Annotated in this window: 15 protein-coding genes; 8 read left to right on the plus strand and 7 right to left on the minus strand. The window is 39.5% G+C overall.

The window, feature by feature from the left end; all coding sequences use genetic code 11:
• Positions 1-168 precede the first annotated feature (168 nt).
• Complete coding sequence (locus tag ABJH98_RS03170) at positions 169-2,778, plus strand: ABC transporter permease (protein ID WP_348306175.1); 2,610 nt, start codon at positions 169-171, stop codon at positions 2,776-2,778.
• A 65-nt stretch (positions 2,779-2,843) separates the two neighbouring features.
• On the plus strand, positions 2,844-3,179 hold the full coding sequence (locus ABJH98_RS03175; protein ID WP_348306176.1) for a helix-turn-helix transcriptional regulator: 336 nt from the start codon (positions 2,844-2,846) through the stop codon (positions 3,177-3,179).
• On the opposite strand, the gene ABJH98_RS03180 is transcribed toward ABJH98_RS03175, so the two are convergent.
• Positions 3,176-3,628: a GNAT family N-acetyltransferase gene (locus tag ABJH98_RS03180; RefSeq protein ID WP_348306177.1), complete on the minus strand. Its 453-nt coding sequence runs from the start codon at positions 3,626-3,628 to the stop codon at positions 3,176-3,178. The two genes, ABJH98_RS03175 and ABJH98_RS03180, sit on opposite strands and share 4 nt — an antisense overlap.
• A gap of 9 nt (positions 3,629-3,637) precedes the next feature.
• Positions 3,638-4,951: a Na+/H+ antiporter NhaC family protein gene (locus ABJH98_RS03185; RefSeq protein WP_348306178.1), complete on the minus strand. Its 1,314-nt coding sequence runs from the start codon at positions 4,949-4,951 to the stop codon at positions 3,638-3,640.
• 148 nt (positions 4,952-5,099) lie between these two features.
• On the opposite strand from ABJH98_RS03185, the gene ABJH98_RS03190 reads away from it, so the two are divergent.
• Positions 5,100-7,364 carry a UvrD-helicase domain-containing protein gene (locus tag ABJH98_RS03190; RefSeq protein WP_348306179.1) on the plus strand — a complete coding sequence of 755 codons (2,265 nt, stop codon included), beginning with the start codon at positions 5,100-5,102 and terminating at the stop codon, positions 7,362-7,364.
• On the opposite strand, the gene ABJH98_RS03195 is transcribed toward ABJH98_RS03190, so the two are convergent.
• The gene (locus tag ABJH98_RS03195) at positions 7,361-7,930 is read right to left on the minus strand and encodes a hypothetical protein (protein WP_348306180.1); all 570 of its coding nucleotides are present in this window, start codon (positions 7,928-7,930) and stop codon (positions 7,361-7,363) included. The two genes, ABJH98_RS03190 and ABJH98_RS03195, sit on opposite strands and share 4 nt — an antisense overlap.
• 159 nt (positions 7,931-8,089) lie before the next feature.
• Between ABJH98_RS03195 and ABJH98_RS03200 the strand changes: the two genes are divergently transcribed.
• Positions 8,090-8,758 (plus strand): TetR family transcriptional regulator C-terminal domain-containing protein, encoded by a 669-nt coding sequence (locus tag ABJH98_RS03200; protein ID WP_348306181.1) that lies wholly within the window; start codon positions 8,090-8,092, stop codon positions 8,756-8,758.
• Entirely contained in the window at positions 8,755-10,062 is a 1,308-nt protein-coding gene (locus ABJH98_RS03205) for an AarF/UbiB family protein (RefSeq protein ID WP_348306182.1), read from the plus strand. Before ABJH98_RS03200 ends, ABJH98_RS03205 begins: the two co-directional genes overlap by 4 nt.
• A gap of 55 nt (positions 10,063-10,117) precedes the next feature.
• Here the strand turns inward: ABJH98_RS03205 and ABJH98_RS03210 are convergent, their stop codons facing one another.
• Both ABJH98_RS03210 and ABJH98_RS03215 read right to left on the minus strand, forming a co-directional pair.
• Complete coding sequence (locus ABJH98_RS03210; RefSeq protein ID WP_348306183.1) at positions 10,118-11,578, minus strand: aminoacyl-histidine dipeptidase; 1,461 nt, start codon at positions 11,576-11,578, stop codon at positions 10,118-10,120.
• Positions 11,579-11,623: 45 nt separating this feature from the next.
• Positions 11,624-11,791, minus strand: coding sequence for a DUF5522 domain-containing protein (locus tag ABJH98_RS03215; RefSeq protein ID WP_348306184.1), 168 nt, complete (start codon positions 11,789-11,791; stop codon positions 11,624-11,626).
• Positions 11,792-11,903: 112 nt separating this feature from the next.
• On the opposite strand from ABJH98_RS03215, the gene rocD reads away from it, so the two are divergent.
• A complete protein-coding gene (gene rocD, locus ABJH98_RS03220; RefSeq protein WP_348306185.1) occupies positions 11,904-13,139 on the plus strand; it encodes an ornithine--oxo-acid transaminase in 1,236 nt (411 codons plus the stop codon).
• An 82-nt stretch (positions 13,140-13,221) separates the two neighbouring features.
• On the opposite strand, the gene ABJH98_RS03225 is transcribed toward rocD, so the two are convergent.
• A complete protein-coding gene (locus tag ABJH98_RS03225; RefSeq protein WP_348306186.1) occupies positions 13,222-13,638 on the minus strand; it encodes a CBS domain-containing protein in 417 nt (138 codons plus the stop codon).
• A gap of 108 nt (positions 13,639-13,746) precedes the next feature.
• Positions 13,747-14,364 (minus strand): uridine kinase, encoded by a 618-nt coding sequence (locus ABJH98_RS03230; protein WP_348306187.1) that lies wholly within the window; start codon positions 14,362-14,364, stop codon positions 13,747-13,749.
• Positions 14,365-14,489: 125 nt separating this feature from the next.
• On the opposite strand from ABJH98_RS03230, the gene ABJH98_RS03235 reads away from it, so the two are divergent.
• Both ABJH98_RS03235 and ABJH98_RS03240 read left to right on the plus strand, forming a co-directional pair.
• Positions 14,490-14,771, plus strand: coding sequence for a hypothetical protein (locus tag ABJH98_RS03235; RefSeq protein ID WP_348306188.1), 282 nt, complete (start codon positions 14,490-14,492; stop codon positions 14,769-14,771).
• A gap of 44 nt (positions 14,772-14,815) precedes the next feature.
• Positions 14,816-16,693 (plus strand): ABC-F family ATP-binding cassette domain-containing protein, encoded by a 1,878-nt coding sequence (locus tag ABJH98_RS03240; protein ID WP_348306189.1) that lies wholly within the window; start codon positions 14,816-14,818, stop codon positions 16,691-16,693.

Raw genomic sequence — 16,693 nt, forward strand, 5'->3', positions numbered from 1 at the left:
ATCACAGAAGTATCACAGAGATATCAAATCAACATCAATCTTTAGAAATATGTTCCTTTACGTTTTGTATGGAGTAACTAATTCATTTTACATACAAATAATGAATAAATGTAACTGAGTTAATAAAACTTGCGTCTAATATTTCATACATTTAATGAATAAATAAAATTGGCTACAAATCGAGATCATAATCGCCCACCCAAATGGGCCAACAAATTACTGGAATGGTACTGTCGAGAGGACTTGCTTGAAGACCTACAAGGTGATTTATATGAGTATTATGATCGAAACCTCGAAAAAGGAAAAAGAAGAGCCAATCTTATTTTTATTCTAGATGTACTCAAATTTTTTAGGTCTTATACATTCAAAAAACTCAAAAACAAATACAAGATGAACAGTTACATGCTATTCAAAAATTACTTTAAGACTTCGATAAGGAGTCTTGCCAGAAACAGACTCTTTTCCTTTATCAATATCATTGGATTGGCCATTAGCATGTCGGTTGGGTTGGTCGTCATCACAATGATTATTGAAGTACAACACTTTGACAACTTTCATGATGATGGGGATCAAATCTACCGAGTGGTGAACACGCGAATAAGAGCAAATGGCGAAGTCATGGATATGGCTTCTACTTCATATTTCATAAGTGATAAACTGGACGAATACGACGGATATCAAGCCAAAACTACACTGTACAAAAGCTTTGGAGGAGACGCCAATGCTGACGGGAAAAAACTTGTGCTTTCTGGGCTTTGGGCCTCTAACGGCTTTTTTGATGTCTTTACCTTCCCAATGATTGAAGGAGATCCTCGAACAGCACTTGCAGAATCCAACAGTTTGGTTTTGACAGAAACCACCGCCAAAAAAATATATGGTGATGCATCTGCCATGGGCAAAATATTACGCGTGAATGAAGTGGATTATCTCGTAAAAGGTATCATGAAAGACCCACCTGCCAATTCTCATATTAAATTTGAATCCTTAGCCTCATTTAATACCCTGGTGAATCTGTCAAAAGATGATCCCAATTGGGGAAAATCCAAAAATATGTGGAGGACATACATATACCTGAAGGTGCCTACGGAATCAGCTTATAATCAGCTCTCACAATCGATAAATCAGATATGCGAAACTGAGAACGAACGCATAGCCCCAGAAAAAATTACAGCGCGTTTACAACCGCTATCTGATATTTTCACAGGTTCACCGCTAGGCAATCAGATCGGCCCTACCGTACCCACAATGGCCACAGTAGTATTTGCGATATTACCGCTGATCATTCTGCTCACGGCTTGCTTCAATTATACCAACCTATCGATTGCAAGATCGCTCAGACGATCTACCGAAGTTGGTATTCGGAGAGTAATCGGCGCTACCAGAGGAAATATATTCGCCCAGTTTGTAGTTGAATCAGTCATAATTGCGCTAATGGCTCTTGTTGTTTCCTTGTTTCTATTTGTACCATTGAGAGCGCAATTTTTAGTTATGCTCGATGGCGACGGTGTCAGCTTGCCTATCAATGCTATGGTAATTTTATGGTTTGTAGGGTTTGCTGTATTTGCTGGAATCATCGCTAGTTTGATCCCTGCTGCTACGTTGTCTAAGTTTCAGGCACTCACGGTACTTCGAAGCACAGCAAGCGTCAAGATATTTGCCGGCATGACGTTGAGAAAAGTGCTCTTGGTTGCACAATTTTCTATCTCTACTATTCTCATTTTGATGACAATCATTTTGAATAAGCAGTATCATCATGCAATGAATTATGACCTTGGTTTTTCGACGGAGCAAATAATTAACATTGAACTTCAAGGCAATAATCATCAAGTATTGAAAAGTGCATTTGCACAAGTTTCAGATGTGAAATCTATTTCCAAAAGCCGTGATATCGTACATAGTGTGAGAACGAGTACGGCCTATGGTAAATACACAAATCCTGAAGATTCTACGTCAATTCATTACAACTTCATTGACGAAAATTATCTCATCAATCATCAATTCAATTTGTTGGCAGGTGAAAATTTTAAGTCTAGACCTGATAGTACAAAAGAGCAATTTGTAATAGTCAATCAAAAGTTATTAGAGCGCTTTGAAATGGATGGTGAATTAAATGCGCTAGGTGAAAAGATAGAAATAGAAGATCAATGGCTCACCATCATCGGGGTAGTAGAAGATTTCAATCATGCCGTGCTCTTCACAGCTATTGAACCTTATGCCTTCAGATACAAGCCCACCGAATATGAATACCTAAATCTGTTGGTGGAAACCAAGGATTACATGGCCACCATAGATAATCTGGAAGCAGTCTGGAGCCAAATTGACGAGTTGCACCCATTTTCAGCCACCTTCTATGACGAACATATTGAAAATACTTATGCCGTTTTTGAAATGCTGATCAAAATTGTAGCCTTTCTGGCACTTTTGGCTATTTCTATTGCAGCGATGGGATTGTTTGGCATGAGTGTATATGCTGTAGAAACTAAAATTAAGGAAATCAGCATTAGAAAAGTGATGGGCGCTACAGCTTTCAAGCTGGTGTACATTCTATCGAAAGGTTATGTATGGTTGTTGATCATTGCCAGCCTTATTGCAACACCTCTCACTTACTTTTTGGTAAATGAGGTCATACTTCCGGAATTTGCTTATCTCACTCCAATGACCATTTGGGATGTGCTTGGTGGATTAATGGTTGTGTTTTTTATTGGGTTAGTAATGGTTGGTTTTCAAACCTACCGGGCGGCACAGACCAATCCGGCAGATACCTTGAGAAATGAATAACAGCATTGGGCCAGTGATAGTCATTATTGGCCCAAAGTTGAATTTTAAATATTGAATTATAAACTATGAAAGGAACGAACATTGGCGAATTTGAAGAGCTAGTGCTACTCACCATAGCCTCTCAGGTAGATCAGGCTTATAGTGTACTTATTTGTGATGAAATTGAGCGAGTCACAGGACGTAAGGTAAAACTCGGCGTTGTACACTCCGTCTTGAATAGATTGGAAGAGAAAGAACTAATCAACTCCAGATTAGGAGAAGCTACCAAAGCGCGTGGTGGACGTCGGAAGCGCTTTTTCGAAGTATCTCAAACAGGTAAGGCAGCCTTGATCAAAGCAAAAGAACAACGGGATCAGCTTTGGGGAAATATTCCTGATGTGGTATTTAGTGGAATCAATTAAGACTTGATCCACTCGCACATACCATAGTGCTGGCTATCCATTCCTAGCTTTTCATACACTTTGAGTGCATGGGTATTGGTCTTGTCAACATAGAGGCGAATTCCACAATAATTATTATCTGAGCTGTTCACCATATCCTGAATATGTCCATAAAGTGCGCTATATACTCCTTTGCCACGAAATTCTTTGCTTACAAAAACCGATTGAATCCAAAGAATCATCCCATTCCGCCAATCACTCCATTCAAAGGTGATCAACAAGCTCCCTGCTATTTTTCCATCCAATTCAGCTACAAAGTACCAGCCCTTAGATTTATCTTCGAAAACGGCTTGAACTCCAGATGTGATAATATTTTTATCTAGTGTTACATCCTCAGTTTCCCGAGCCATGTCAATCTGAAAATCTATAATATGTTGAGCCTCTTCTGCTCTTGCTCTTCTTACATTCATATCTTCTTATTATTCGGCCATTTCTGAAATTTTCTTATCCCAAGGCTTAACGATGATTGCTAAAACAGCAAACGCCAGTAGCAAGTACAGGTACCAAACATTACCAGCCAAATCGAAGAAATTCAATCTTCCATCTGTAAACTTCAAAAGTATCAGTACTTGCGCTCCATAAGGAAGCAAGCCTTGTACAATACAAGAAAAAGTATCTATCAATGCTGCAGCCTTTCTTTTGTCCACGTTATAGCTTTCGCTAATCTCCTTGGATATGTCTCCAGTAATCAGAAGCGTCACGGTATTGTTGGCGATAGCCAAATTGGTAATACCTATAAGAGCTCCTAGTCCAAACTGAGCCGATTTCTTGCCTTTTACCCATTCTTTTACTTTTCTGAGTGTATAGTTGATACCTCCATCATGAGCTGTCAATGCCGCCAACCCACCGCTAAATATGGCCAAGAGAAACACTTCCGTCATTCCTTCAAAACCTTTGTAAGTAGTTTTGGCAAACCCCATCATAGAAAAACTGTCGAACGAAATGCCCATCAATCCACTAACAATTATACCTATGATTAATACATGAAAAACGGGAACACCCATCACAGCAAGAACGATCACCAATAAATAGGGAATGATCTTAACCAATTCATAATCGCCAGTTTCGGTCAATGCTTCTATTCCTGAAAGATCCTTCGTGAAACCAAAAACCAGCAAAAGCACAACCGTAACAATGGCAGCAGGCAACGCGATATATACATTCGCTCTGAATTTATCTTTCATCTTCACACCCAATGACTGAGTAGCGGCTATGGTCGTATCCGATATAATAGAAAGGTTGTCACCAAACATTGCTCCACCCAACAAAGTTGCGGACATCAACGCTAACGAAGTGCCCGATCGATCCGCCAAACCAACCACGATTGGCCCTAATGCTACGATAGACCCTACTGAAGTTCCTGTTGCGATCGACAAAAAACCTGCGATTAGAAAAACACCAACAGGTAAAAATTGAACAGAAATAAAATCCAAACCGAAATTGACCACCGAGTCCACGGCTCCCATTTGCTTAGATACGGTAGCAAAAGCCCCCGCCAACAAATAGATGATTCCCATGGTCATCACCTTGGAATCTCCACAGCCCTCTACCAGCTGTTTAGTTTTTTCTTCCAGACTATCACCAAACAACGCAAATGCTACCATGATGCCCATAATCACTGCAATGGGCGCTGGTAAGGCATAAAAATCATCCAACAAAATGCCTATTCCTAAGAAGGAAAAAATGAATACCATCAGCGGTATCAGTGATTTAAAACTTCCTTGTTTTTCCATAATTAGCAACTTTTTAGTCAAGTCATTTTTGCCAATCGCTAAGCTATTGAGATTCGAATGAAAAAGGAAATTGAGCTTGCTCAGAATAAGCCAACCATTTCTCTACGTTGATGTCTCAAAATAATTTTCCAGTTCGTAAATTGCAACCATGTTGGAAAATGCGGATTTAGACTATTTAAACGGACTGAACCCTCCACAGCGAGAGGCAGTAGAAAATGTAGATGGACCATCGATGATCATAGCAGGTGCTGGTTCGGGTAAGACCCGTGTATTGACTTATCGGATCGCCCACTTGATCAAAAAACATAACGTCGATCCATTCAATATTTTGTCTTTGACCTTTACCAACAAGGCCGCTAAAGAAATGCGAAACCGAGTCGAAGATGTAGTGGGTACTGACGCTCGCAATCTTTGGATGGGTACTTTTCACTCTGTTTTCTCTAGAATATTAAGGTCTGAAGCGGATAAATTGGGGTATCCCAGTCACTTTACCATCTACGATGCTGACGATTCTAAATCCTTGATCAAACAGATCGTAAAGTCATTTGGGCTTGACGACAAAGTCTACAAACCGAATGTAGTATTCAATCGTATCTCCAGCGCCAAAAACAGACTGGTCTCTTGGCAAGAATACACCAACAATCCTGTCTACCTAGCCGATGATACCGAAAATGGCAAGCCAGAAATGGGAAAAATCTATAAAGAGTATGCCCAGCGTTGCTTCAAGGCCGATGCCATGGATTTTGATGATTTGCTCTTCAATACCAATGTGCTGTTCAGAGACCACATCGACGTGCTGAACAAATATCAGCAGCGATTTCATTATGTGATGGTGGATGAGTTTCAGGATACCAACATTTCGCAATATGTGATTACCAAAAAGCTAGCAGCTGTTCGGAGAAACATCTGTATTGTAGGTGATGATGCGCAGAGTATCTATGCTTTTCGAGGAGCGGACATTCAGAATATCCTCAATTTTGAAAAGGACTATCCTGAACTGAAAGTCATCAAACTGGAGCAAAACTATCGTTCGTCCAAGACGATCGTAAATGCCGCCAACTCAGTCATCACCAAAAATAAAAACCAGCTGCGCAAGAGCGTTTGGACCGACAACAATGAAGGCGACTTGATCGAACTGATCAAAGCCACTACAGATAACGAAGAAGGCAAATTAGTAGCCTCAGCCATTTTTGAATCTAAAAACAACAACCAATACAAAAATGCAGACTTTGCCATTCTCTATCGAACCAATAGCCAGTCGAGGGCGATGGAAGAAGCCTTACGTAGAAACAATATCAAATACCAGATCGTAGGAGGTCTGTCTTTCTATCAAAGGAAAGAGATCAAAGATCTATTGGGCTACATTCGTTACTCCGTCAATCAGAACGATGAGCAGGCGCTAAGAAGGATCATCAACCTGCCTAAGCGAGGGATTGGAGGAACATCAGTTGATAAACTATTTGTAGCTGCTGCCGAACAGAATCTTGATTTGTGGTCAGTATTGGAAAATGCCAAAAGTGTCATTGGCGGCAGAACAGCGACTGCCATTGATGGATTCGTAACGACGATTAAAAGCTTCAAGCTAGCGGTTGAAAAGAAAGACGCTTTTGAAGCCGCTTCTCAGATCGCTAAAAACTCTGGTTTGATGAAGGAGCTCTACGATGACAAAACCATTGAAGGGCGAAATCGCTACGAAAACGTGCAAGAACTCCTAAATGGGATCAAAGAATTTGTAGACAATCCTGAAAATGAAGACAAGTCCATGTCTGCGTTTTTGCAAGAAATTGCATTGTTGACAGACGCCGACAACAAAGACAAAGACGAAGACAAAGATGTGGTCACCATGATGACCATTCACATGGCCAAAGGCCTTGAGTTCAAAAATGTTTTTATTGTGGGTATGGAAGAAGACCTTTTTCCTTCTCAGATGATGATCAGTTCGAGGCAAGATCTGGAAGAAGAAAGAAGACTATTTTATGTCGCCATCACCAGAGCTGAGACTAAACTTTATTTGAGTTACGCACTCACCAGATACCGTTTTGGACGATTGAAAACGTGCGAGCCTAGCCGATTCTTAGAAGAGATTGACAAGGACTTTTTGAAGTTCAACGCCAAGATGAGCAGTACACCCTCTCCAGGTGATCAGTACGCCAAGACCTTTATTAGCAACGTACAACGTGCGGTACCCAAACCTCCACCTAATCAACTGTTTCACAAGCCATCTGCAGACTTCAGACCTAGCGACACGTCTAAATTAGCGGTAGGCAATAAAGTGGAACATCCAAAATTTGGATTCGGACAAGTGACTGAAATCGACATTCAGGGATCGAACAAAAAAGCACACATCAGTTTTGATAAGGCTGGTGATAAGACTTTGTTACTCAGCTTTGCGAAACTCAGAATACTGGACTAGTTCAACATTCCGTTATCTATCAATCCAAAGAATGACAGCCATAATAATAGCTGGGCTACCTGAAATGTATTGTGAAATTTAGGATTCTTGATGTTGAGTGAAATAATCACAATATACCACGTCAAATAAATCAACAAGGGAATTTGCCCAATCAAGGTATAATCTGATATGAATATATTTTGAATGATACTGATAGCTATGGTAAAAGCAAACAAGCCATAAAGCCATCTCCAATTTTCATAGAAATAAGCATGCATATCTGTCTCCTGACTTCTCGAACCAGTAGGAAACATAAAACGAGCCAATAGGAATAGGGCGATTGGAAAACTAAGCAAAGCCAGTATGATATACTGCGTCCACTCCGTGATTTGATTTGAGTATTGGAAGGTGTACCACCAATCCTGAAAAAACACCAGAAAGATGACCACAATAAAAATGCAATGTGCTGCACTGAATTTAGTTTTTTTGAACTGTGCAACCATATCGGCCACGCCATTCAAGAGCTGCGCGACACCTAAACCTAAAATCAATGAAATCAATACAACTACATACTCAAACGGTTCCATAGTTTAGTTTTTTGGTTCTCTGTAAAATAATAAAAGTCTATAACAGAAGGTAATAAGGATAAGTTCTTGACTCGTAAATTCATCCATGTAATTGCATTCTTTTGTCTAACTATAAAACTATTTTGTTAAACAATCGTTATGTAAGGCAAAGAACATTTTATGGCAACCAAAGAAAAAAACAAAAGCAAGTCCGCGCCCAAATCATCTTTTTCTAAGAGTGACTTGATTTCTGCGTATATGGATAAAATACTTGATTCAGAAAAAAAACCTGAGTCAATCTATAAATTTTGCAAAGAAAGTAATATAGAAGAAAATCAATTCTACGAATACTTCGGAAGCTTTGAAGCACTTCAAAAGGGTATATGGGATGAATTTATTAATCAAGCCTTATCTGTCATTTCAAAATCCAAAGAATACCGCTCATTCAATAAAAGAGAGAAATTATTGACATTCTATTACACCTTCTTTGAAATCCTGACTTTGAACCGAAGCTATATATTGCTCACCCTAAAGGGTCCTCTTGACTTATCACAATTATCGATATTGCGCCATACTTTTCAAGAGTACATCTCAGGATTAGCTGAACTAAAAACTGATGATGAAGAGCAAATCAAGCATTATTCGTCCAAAGCTGTTGAAGAATTGGCCTGGGCCCAAATGTTAGTCATTCTTCGATTCTGGATTAAAGACGACTCCACAAGATTCGAAAAAACAGACGTAATGATTGAAAAAACAATCAATACCACATTTGACGTGGTAGATACTACTCCAATAAAAAGTGTAGTTGATTATGCTAAATTTCTTTTCAAGGAAACGGTCAATCAATGAAAACTATAGATAGTATTCCTGTAGGAAAAATCAGCAGAGCTGGGAAACTGCTTTCCACAGGTATCAAGGTAGGTTCAAATCAATTAAAGTATTATGGAGAGAAAATCACCGATCCTAAAAATGCTAAGAGAAATCTTGATGTCAACAATGCCGAAGACATCTATAATGGGCTGAGTCAACTCAAAGGAAGTTCTTTGAAAGTAGCTCAAATGCTGAGTATGGATAAAAACATCTTGCCAGAAGCCTATGTAGATAAATTTTCTCTATCCCAGTTTTCAGTCCCGCCTCTATCCGGACCGCTAGTTCAAAAAACCTTTAAGAGGTACTTTGGAAAAACTGCAGAAGAACTCTATGATAAATTTGAATCTGAATCCACTCATGCAGCCAGTATAGGTCAGGTACATAAAGCGGAGAAGGATGGCAATGCTTTGGCCGTTAAAATTCAGTACCCCGGAGTAGCAGAAAGTATTTCTTCCGATTTAGCTTTAGTCAAGCCGTTTGCCAAACAATTATTAAATCTCAAAGGGAAGGAGTTGGAAAAGTATTTCAAGGAGGTAGAAGGAAAACTTTTAGAAGAAACAGACTATCTATTAGAAGTAGATCGCAGTCAACTTATCACTCAAGCATGCAGAGTTATTCCCAACATTAAGTTCCCTACATATTACAAGGATTTATCAAATGAACGAGTCATCACCATGGATTGGATGACCGGAGTTCATATGTCTGAATTCACTAGTACCAATACAGATCAGCCATTAGCAGATCAAATTGGTCAGACCTTGTGGGATTTTTACATGTTCCAAATTCATGGTTTAAAAGAAGTACATGCAGATCCGCATCCAGGAAATTTCCTTGTGGACGCTGAAGGCAACTTGATTGCCATTGATTTTGGATGTATCAAAGAAATTCCAGATGAATTCTATGTTCCTTATTTTGAGCTTTCTAATCAGGCGGTTATGGAAGACTCCACCATATTCGAACAAAAATTATATGAACTAGAGATATTGAGAGAAGATGATAGCGAAAGGGAACGAATATTTTTTAAGACCTTCTTCAAGGAATTATTGAGCTTGTTCACGCTCCCTTTCAACCTTAAGAATTTTGACTTCAACAATGACGAATTTTTTAATGCTATCGCAGAGAAGGGCCAGCAGCTTTCTAAAAATCCAGAATTCAAAAAGATGAACCAAAACAGAGGTTCTAAGCATTTTCTATATATGAATAGAACTTTTTTTGGCTTGTACAATCTGCTTTACAGCTTAAAGAGTAAAGTAGAGATCAATCATTTTAAAAAGTATTTCTGATTTGATTTAGTTCTATTAGCCCTCCGGTTCAGTAATTGAACTCGGAGGGTATTTTTTATTTCAAAGGAATATTCTTCAGCGTCTCCACCAAGAAAGGCCAGTACTTCTGTACAGAGCTAATCTGCACTCTTTCATCTGGTGAATGTGCCCCGCGGATGTTCGGGCCAAAGCTGATCATTTCCATTTCTGGATAATTCGTTCCGAGGATTCCACATTCCAGACCTGCATGACAAGCACTTACGTCCGCTTTGTGCCCAAAAGTTTTTTGGTATAACTCATCCATCAATTTCACGATATCCGCTTCTGGTTTTGGTGTCCAGCCAGGATAGTCGCCATCCATCGTAGTTTCTACTCCTAGCAATTCAAAGATGGCTTTAATATTCAATGCCACATCCACTTTCTCCGTGTCAACAGAACTTCTCGTCAAACATTGAATCGAACATTTACCATTCGCCACTGAAACTCGAGCCACATTATTCGAAGTCTGCACCAAACCTGCCATATCTGGACTCATGCGATAGATGCCATTCGGTAAAGCGTAAACCGCTCGCAATAGTTTTTGCTGAAAATCTTTGGTTAACACCTTAGATGGTGTTGATACTTCGCTGATATCAACTTCCATTTCTGGATCAGTCGTATCATGTTCTTCGATCATCATTTCGGCTAAGCCTATGATCTCATTTTCTAGCTCTTCTCTTTCAGATTTCAATACTGACAAAACAACTACTGACTCTCTTGGAATCGCGTTTCTTAATCCACCTCCATCAATATTGGCAATTCGAATATCGAATTCTGAATCCAAAGCATACAATAAGCGATTCATCAGTTTATTGGCATTACCCAATCCTTCATCAATTTGCATGCCTGAATGGCCGCCGGAAAGCCCTTTCATTTTCAATTCCAGCCCTACTCGATCTCCAGAAGCAGATTCTTCAGTATAAGAACCCTCGCCCGTTACATCTACTCCACCCGCACAGCCTATGGTCAATTCATGATCATCTTCAGTATCTAGATTAAGCATAATATCTGCATCCAACAATCCTCCCTTCAGACCCATAGCACCGGTCATTCCAGTTTCTTCATCAATCGTAAACAAACCTTCTATAGCCGGATGTGCAATATCATTCGAGGCCAATAAAGCCATGATAGAAGCTGCGCCGATGCCATTATCAGCTCCTAGGGTAGTGCCTTTGGCTTTCACCCAATCTCCTTCTACAAACATCTCAATCCCCTGCGTATCAAAATCAAAAACCGTTTCAGCATTCTTCTGATGAACCATATCGATATGACTTTGTATACATACGGTCTTGCGGTTTTCCATTCCAGCAGTAGCAGGTTTTTTGATAATGATGTTTCCTACTTCATCTACATAAGTATCGAGGTTTAAGCTTTCACCAAAATTCTTAACGAAAGCGATTACTCTTTCTTCTTTTTTTGAAGGGCGCGGCACTGCATTTAGATCGGCAAAGCAGTTCCACATGTCTTTGGGTTCGAGATTTCTTACTTCTTCACTCATTGGGTAGTGTTTTATAGTTATTGACTAATGAAATTTAGTCAGATTTTATCTTTTCTTTTTATACCCATACGGGCAATGTTTACATCCATTTTTACAACAATATCCTCTTTTAAGATGATAGGCCGCAGTAAAGACCATGAGGCCTTGTTCGTTGAAGTAATAATCCGGAGAATCGTCCGAATCTGACTGCTGACCATTGTTTTTATCGCTCAAAGCAAAAAGGTTTCTGTTGTGTTATTCAAAATGCTTTTCGTAATTTTGAGCGAAATTAATGAGTTCTGTGCAAAGAACTCATTTTTGTTTGAGCAACCCAAAATATACGATCATGGTCAGAGAACTAACGAGCGAAGAGGCGATAGCCTTAGAAGATAAATACGGCGCACACAATTACCATCCATTACCAGTGGTATTGTCGCGTGGAGAAGGTGTGTACGTGTGGGATTTGGAAGGAAAGAAATACTATGATTTTCTTTCTGCCTATTCAGCAGTCAATCAAGGGCACTGTCACCCAAAAATTGTAGGTGCACTAACAGAGCAAGCTAAAACCTTGACCTTAACCTCTAGGGCATTTTACAATGATGCATTGGGAGAGTACGAACAGTACATGTCCGAATTCTTCGGCTTCGACAAAATTTTGCCAATGAACACAGGAGCTGAGGCTGTTGAAACTGCTATCAAGCTATGTAGAAAATGGGCCTATGAAGTAAAAGGTACACCAGAAAACGAAGCGAAGATTATCGTAGCTGAAGACAACTTCCACGGACGTACAACTACAATCATCTCATTCTCAAATGACCCAGATGCGCAAAAGAATTTTGGACCCTACACTGGCGGTTTTATCAAAATCCCTCATAATGATATTGATGCGTTGAAAGAAGCGTTGAAAGATCCTAACGTCGCTGGATTCTTAGTAGAACCTATCCAAGGGGAAGCAGGTGTATTCGTTCCAGACGAAGGATATTTGACTGCAGCAAAAGCAGCATGTACAGAGGCCAATGCTCTGTTTATAGCAGACGAAGTGCAAACAGGAATAGCCAGAACTGGGAAAATACTAGCTGTCGATCACGAAGGTGTAAAACCTGATATGGTAATTATGGGTAAGGCTCTTTCTGGAGGTGTGTATCCTGTATCTGCTGTCATGGCTGACAATCGCATTATGGATGTGATCAAACCTGGTCAGCACGGATCTACTTTCGGTGGAAACCCAATCGCGGCAAAAGTTGCGATGGCAGCTTTAGAGGTTGTGAAAGATGAAAAACTAGCAGAAAACTCTCAGAAACTTGGTGAATTGTTTAGAGAGCGAATGAACAAATTCATCGAGACTACAGATATGGTGACACTCGTCAGAGGAAAAGGACTGTTGAATGCCATTATCATCAATGATACGCCAGATAGCTCTACGGCTTGGGACATTTGTGTGGCACTCAAAGAAAATGGATTGTTAGCCAAGCCGACACACGGTAACATCATCCGATTTGCTCCTCCTTTGGTCATGACCGAAGAGCAATTGCATGAATGCTGTGATATCATCGAGAAGACAATAAAAGAATTCAAAAAATAGAATTTCATTAACCTGACCTAATGTAGGTCGACGGTTCAAAAAAGTTAAGCAAAACCTGTGAGACATTCTTCACGGGTTTTTTTTATGCCTCAAGAAAATACTTGATAATATCTGTGGTCGTCACAATACCGACAACACTGTGTCCACTTAATACAGGTAAAGCATGAAATTCCTGCTCAGTAAAAATCTGTGCAGCTTCTCTAATCGTTTGATCCTTTCCAATCACCATTGGATTTTGTTTCATCACCTGATTGATAGACAACATATCAAATATGGCTTCATCTGCACCTTCCTGTCCTTCTCCAAAAGTATTTCCAAAGCTGATTCGAAGGATATCCGTTTGGCTGATAATCCCAACCAAATCACGACCAGAAACTACAGGAAGGTGTCTAATATGGTTTTTGGCAAAAATTTCGTTTACTTCTCGTAAAGATTGATTGATTCCGACAGTTAAGACATCCTTGGTCATTATTGTCGCTACATTTTCCCGTTTTTTCATCTGATGATGGCTTTTGTTTGAATATCAATTTAGTTCAGAACCAAACGCTCATTCAAGCCACAAATCAGACAAAAATGTGATTTATATCAACTTGTACATTAGGGCAGCTTAAATTTTCCCCTTCAAATAACCTGTCAATACACCTAGACCATTTTTCAAAGAGTCATTGTTATTTGGGATGATGATATCTGCGTCCTGCTTATAGGGCTTTATATATTTCTTATAAGTTGGCATCACATGTTTGTCAAAACGATAAAGTACATCGTCCAAATCGTAGCCTCGCTCCTTGGCATCCCTAAGTATTCGACGCTTGAGCATCAAAAAGTCTTTGGCATCAACAAATACTTTCAAGTCCAATTGTTCCATGACTTCTTTGAGATAAAACACAAAAATGCCTTCCACCACGATGATCGCCGAAGGTTTAAAGGTCAACATCTTAGGAGTGATTTTCGGGTTGTTGAACGTATATTCTTGTCGAGTCACGGTTTCACCTCTTTTCAATCTGGCTACATCTTCAGCAAAAGCTTTCTGGTCGATTGACTCTGGCTTGTCAAAATTTTGAATGCCTCGTTTATCCCTTGGCTGTTCTTCTCTCGGTCGATAATAGTTGTCTTGCGACACAATGCACAACTCATCTTCCTTAAAAGATTTTTTAAGCTCGTTGAGCAATAATGTTTTTCCTGATGCACTTCCGCCTGTAATCCCGACGATATAAGGTGTGGTCATGGTATAGCAATTTGACTAATTTAAAAAGATATGCAATTTTAGATAAAAATTAAGTGCGCATCATCCAAAACTCAAGACTGAAAATTGAGTATTAATAGTTAATTTTAATAAAAACAATAATTACCATGAGTAAAGAACATCAAGGACAAGTCGAAAAAATATTAAAGGAGCTAGGCAAAAGAATAGATGATTTAATTATTGAAGCCAAAGACGCTAAAGATGATATCCGAGATGACGTTGAGGAAAAGATTAAAGAACTGAAAAAGAAAAAGGTAAAACTTGACGATGAGTTTCAATCTTTTAAGGATAAAAATGAAGGTAAATGGGATGAGATCAAAGCTCATCTAAGCTCAGCAGCTGAAGAAATTAGAAAAGCTGCAGAAGCAGCCTTTAAAAGAAATCGCTAATTGCTAAAAGTATTCGATTAGCTTTGCGGAAAAATTAATTCCGCATGCCTCCAATTGCACTTTCTGTAGAAAGACTCACTAAGAGTTTTAATGACAAACAACTTTTTGAAAACATCACCTTCGGGATAGAACAAGGTCAAAAAGTAGCGCTTGTGGGTGTAAATGGATGTGGGAAATCCACTCTTCTCAACATCGTCGCCAAGCAAATGAATCCAGATGAAGGTGTCGTTTCTTTTGCAAGAGATTTGAAAGTTTCCATTCTAGATCAAGCACCCGATTTGAGTGGGTTTAGTACGGTATTGGATTCAATAACAGGTGGCGACCATCCAGAGGCAAAAGTATTGAGCGCGTATTGGAAGCTTATTGAAAAACCTGATCCATCTGAAAAGGATCAGGAAAAAATGCAAGACCTCATTGAAAAGATTGATAGTCTAAACGCCTGGGACTACGAACACAGATTGAAAGAGGTATTAGGCAAGCTCGGCATCAATGACCTCAACCAATCTATCAAAGACATGTCTGGCGGTCAACAAAAGAGAATTGCTTTAGCCAAAGCCTTATTAGACGAGCCTGATTTTCTTATACTTGATGAGCCAACCAACCATCTGGATCTCGATATCATAGAATGGATGGAAGAATATCTTTCTTCTCAAAATCTTGCCATACTTATGGTGACTCACGACCGTTACTTTTTGGATAAAGTTTGTAACCAAATCTTAGAAATCGATCAAGGCCAGATATTCAAATACAATGGCAACTATAGTGACTTTCTAGAGAAGAAATCTGAGCGCGAAGAATGGCAACAACTAGCGAAAGACAAAGCTAAAAATCTCCTTTCTAAAGAATTGGAGTGGATGCGTCGGCAACCTAAAGCCCGCGGCACCAAAGCCAAGTATAGAATAGACGCCTTCTACGAAACCAAAGAAAAGGCCAATGTAGATCTTCGCAAATCCGAAATGGAGATCAAAATCAGTGGCAAACGTCAAGGCAAGAAAATTCTTGAATTGGACAAGGTTTCAAAGTCATTTGGAGATAAAGCCATTTTCGCTGGGTTCTCTCATATTTTCACCCGAGGTGAAAAAGTGGGTGTAGTAGGAAAAAATGGCACGGGAAAGTCTACTTTCTTGAATGTACTTACTGGTGTGCTTGAACCAGATTCTGGCACCATAGATAAAGGACTCAATACTTCTTTCGGGTACTATACCCAAGATACGATACAAGAAGATGGCGGAAAAACGGTCATTGAGGCCATCCAGGATATTGCAGAAGTGATTACGCTTGAAGATGGCAGTACAGTGACAGCATCTCAATTGCTCAATCAGTTTTTATTTCCACCCAAATCCCAGTATTCACATATTTCGAAATTGAGTGGTGGAGAGAAAAGAAGACTACAGTTGCTAAAGGTATTGATGGCCAATCCAAATTTTCTGATTCTTGATGAGCCTACCAATGATTTGGATATCGTAACGCTCAATATCCTGGAAGATTATCTCCAGAATTTTGGTGGTTGCTTGCTTATCGTATCCCACGACAGGTACTTTATGGACAAATTAGTTGATCATTTATTTGTTCTAGATGAAAGTACAGCCATTAGTGATTTTCATGGCAACTACACGGATTATCGTCTGGAACCACCCAAACCAAAACCTTCTCTCAAGCCCACTCCTACATCAGCTAAGGTTGAGACAAAAGAAAAAACAGAAGACAAAAGAAAACTTACCTACAAAGAAAAGCAGGAGTTTGAGTCCATTGAAAAAGAAATGCCCAAGCTCGAAGCTAGAAAAGAAGAGCTTGCCAACCTACTCAACTCCGGCGAAACCGACCACGTGCAATTGACAGAGTGGTCCACAGAAGTAGAGCAAATTGTGGAGCAATTAGATGAATTAGAATTACGGTGGCTGGAATTGTCAGAATTGGGCTAA

Source organism: Reichenbachiella sp., assembly GCF_039969095.1.
GTDB lineage: Bacteria > Bacteroidota > Bacteroidia > Cytophagales > Cyclobacteriaceae > Reichenbachiella.

Excerpts from the sequence above, each read along its gene's own strand:
- ABJH98_RS03190 (WP_348306179.1), top strand. The coding sequence starts at position 5,100 with ATGTTGGAAAATGCGGATTTAGACTATTTAAACGGACTGAACCCTCCA.
- rocD (WP_348306185.1), top strand. The coding sequence starts at position 11,904 with ATGGTCAGAGAACTAACGAGCGAAGAGGCGATAGCCTTAGAAGATAAA.
- ABJH98_RS03180 (WP_348306177.1), bottom strand. The coding sequence starts at position 3,628 with ATGAATGTAAGAAGAGCAAGAGCAGAAGAGGCTCAACATATTATAGAT.
- ABJH98_RS03210 (WP_348306183.1), bottom strand. The coding sequence starts at position 11,578 with ATGAGTGAAGAAGTAAGAAATCTCGAACCCAAAGACATGTGGAACTGC.
- ABJH98_RS03225 (WP_348306186.1), bottom strand. The coding sequence starts at position 13,638 with ATGAAAAAACGGGAAAATGTAGCGACAATAATGACCAAGGATGTCTTA.
- ABJH98_RS03205 (WP_348306182.1), top strand. The coding sequence starts at position 8,755 with ATGAAAACTATAGATAGTATTCCTGTAGGAAAAATCAGCAGAGCTGGG.
- ABJH98_RS03200 (WP_348306181.1), top strand. The coding sequence starts at position 8,090 with ATGGCAACCAAAGAAAAAAACAAAAGCAAGTCCGCGCCCAAATCATCT.
- ABJH98_RS03185 (WP_348306178.1), bottom strand. The coding sequence starts at position 4,951 with ATGGAAAAACAAGGAAGTTTTAAATCACTGATACCGCTGATGGTATTC.
- ABJH98_RS03175 (WP_348306176.1), top strand. The coding sequence starts at position 2,844 with ATGAAAGGAACGAACATTGGCGAATTTGAAGAGCTAGTGCTACTCACC.
- ABJH98_RS03230 (WP_348306187.1), bottom strand. The coding sequence starts at position 14,364 with ATGACCACACCTTATATCGTCGGGATTACAGGCGGAAGTGCATCAGGA.
- ABJH98_RS03235 (WP_348306188.1), top strand. The coding sequence starts at position 14,490 with ATGAGTAAAGAACATCAAGGACAAGTCGAAAAAATATTAAAGGAGCTA.
- ABJH98_RS03240 (WP_348306189.1), top strand. The coding sequence starts at position 14,816 with ATGCCTCCAATTGCACTTTCTGTAGAAAGACTCACTAAGAGTTTTAAT.
- ABJH98_RS03195 (WP_348306180.1), bottom strand. The coding sequence starts at position 7,930 with ATGGAACCGTTTGAGTATGTAGTTGTATTGATTTCATTGATTTTAGGT.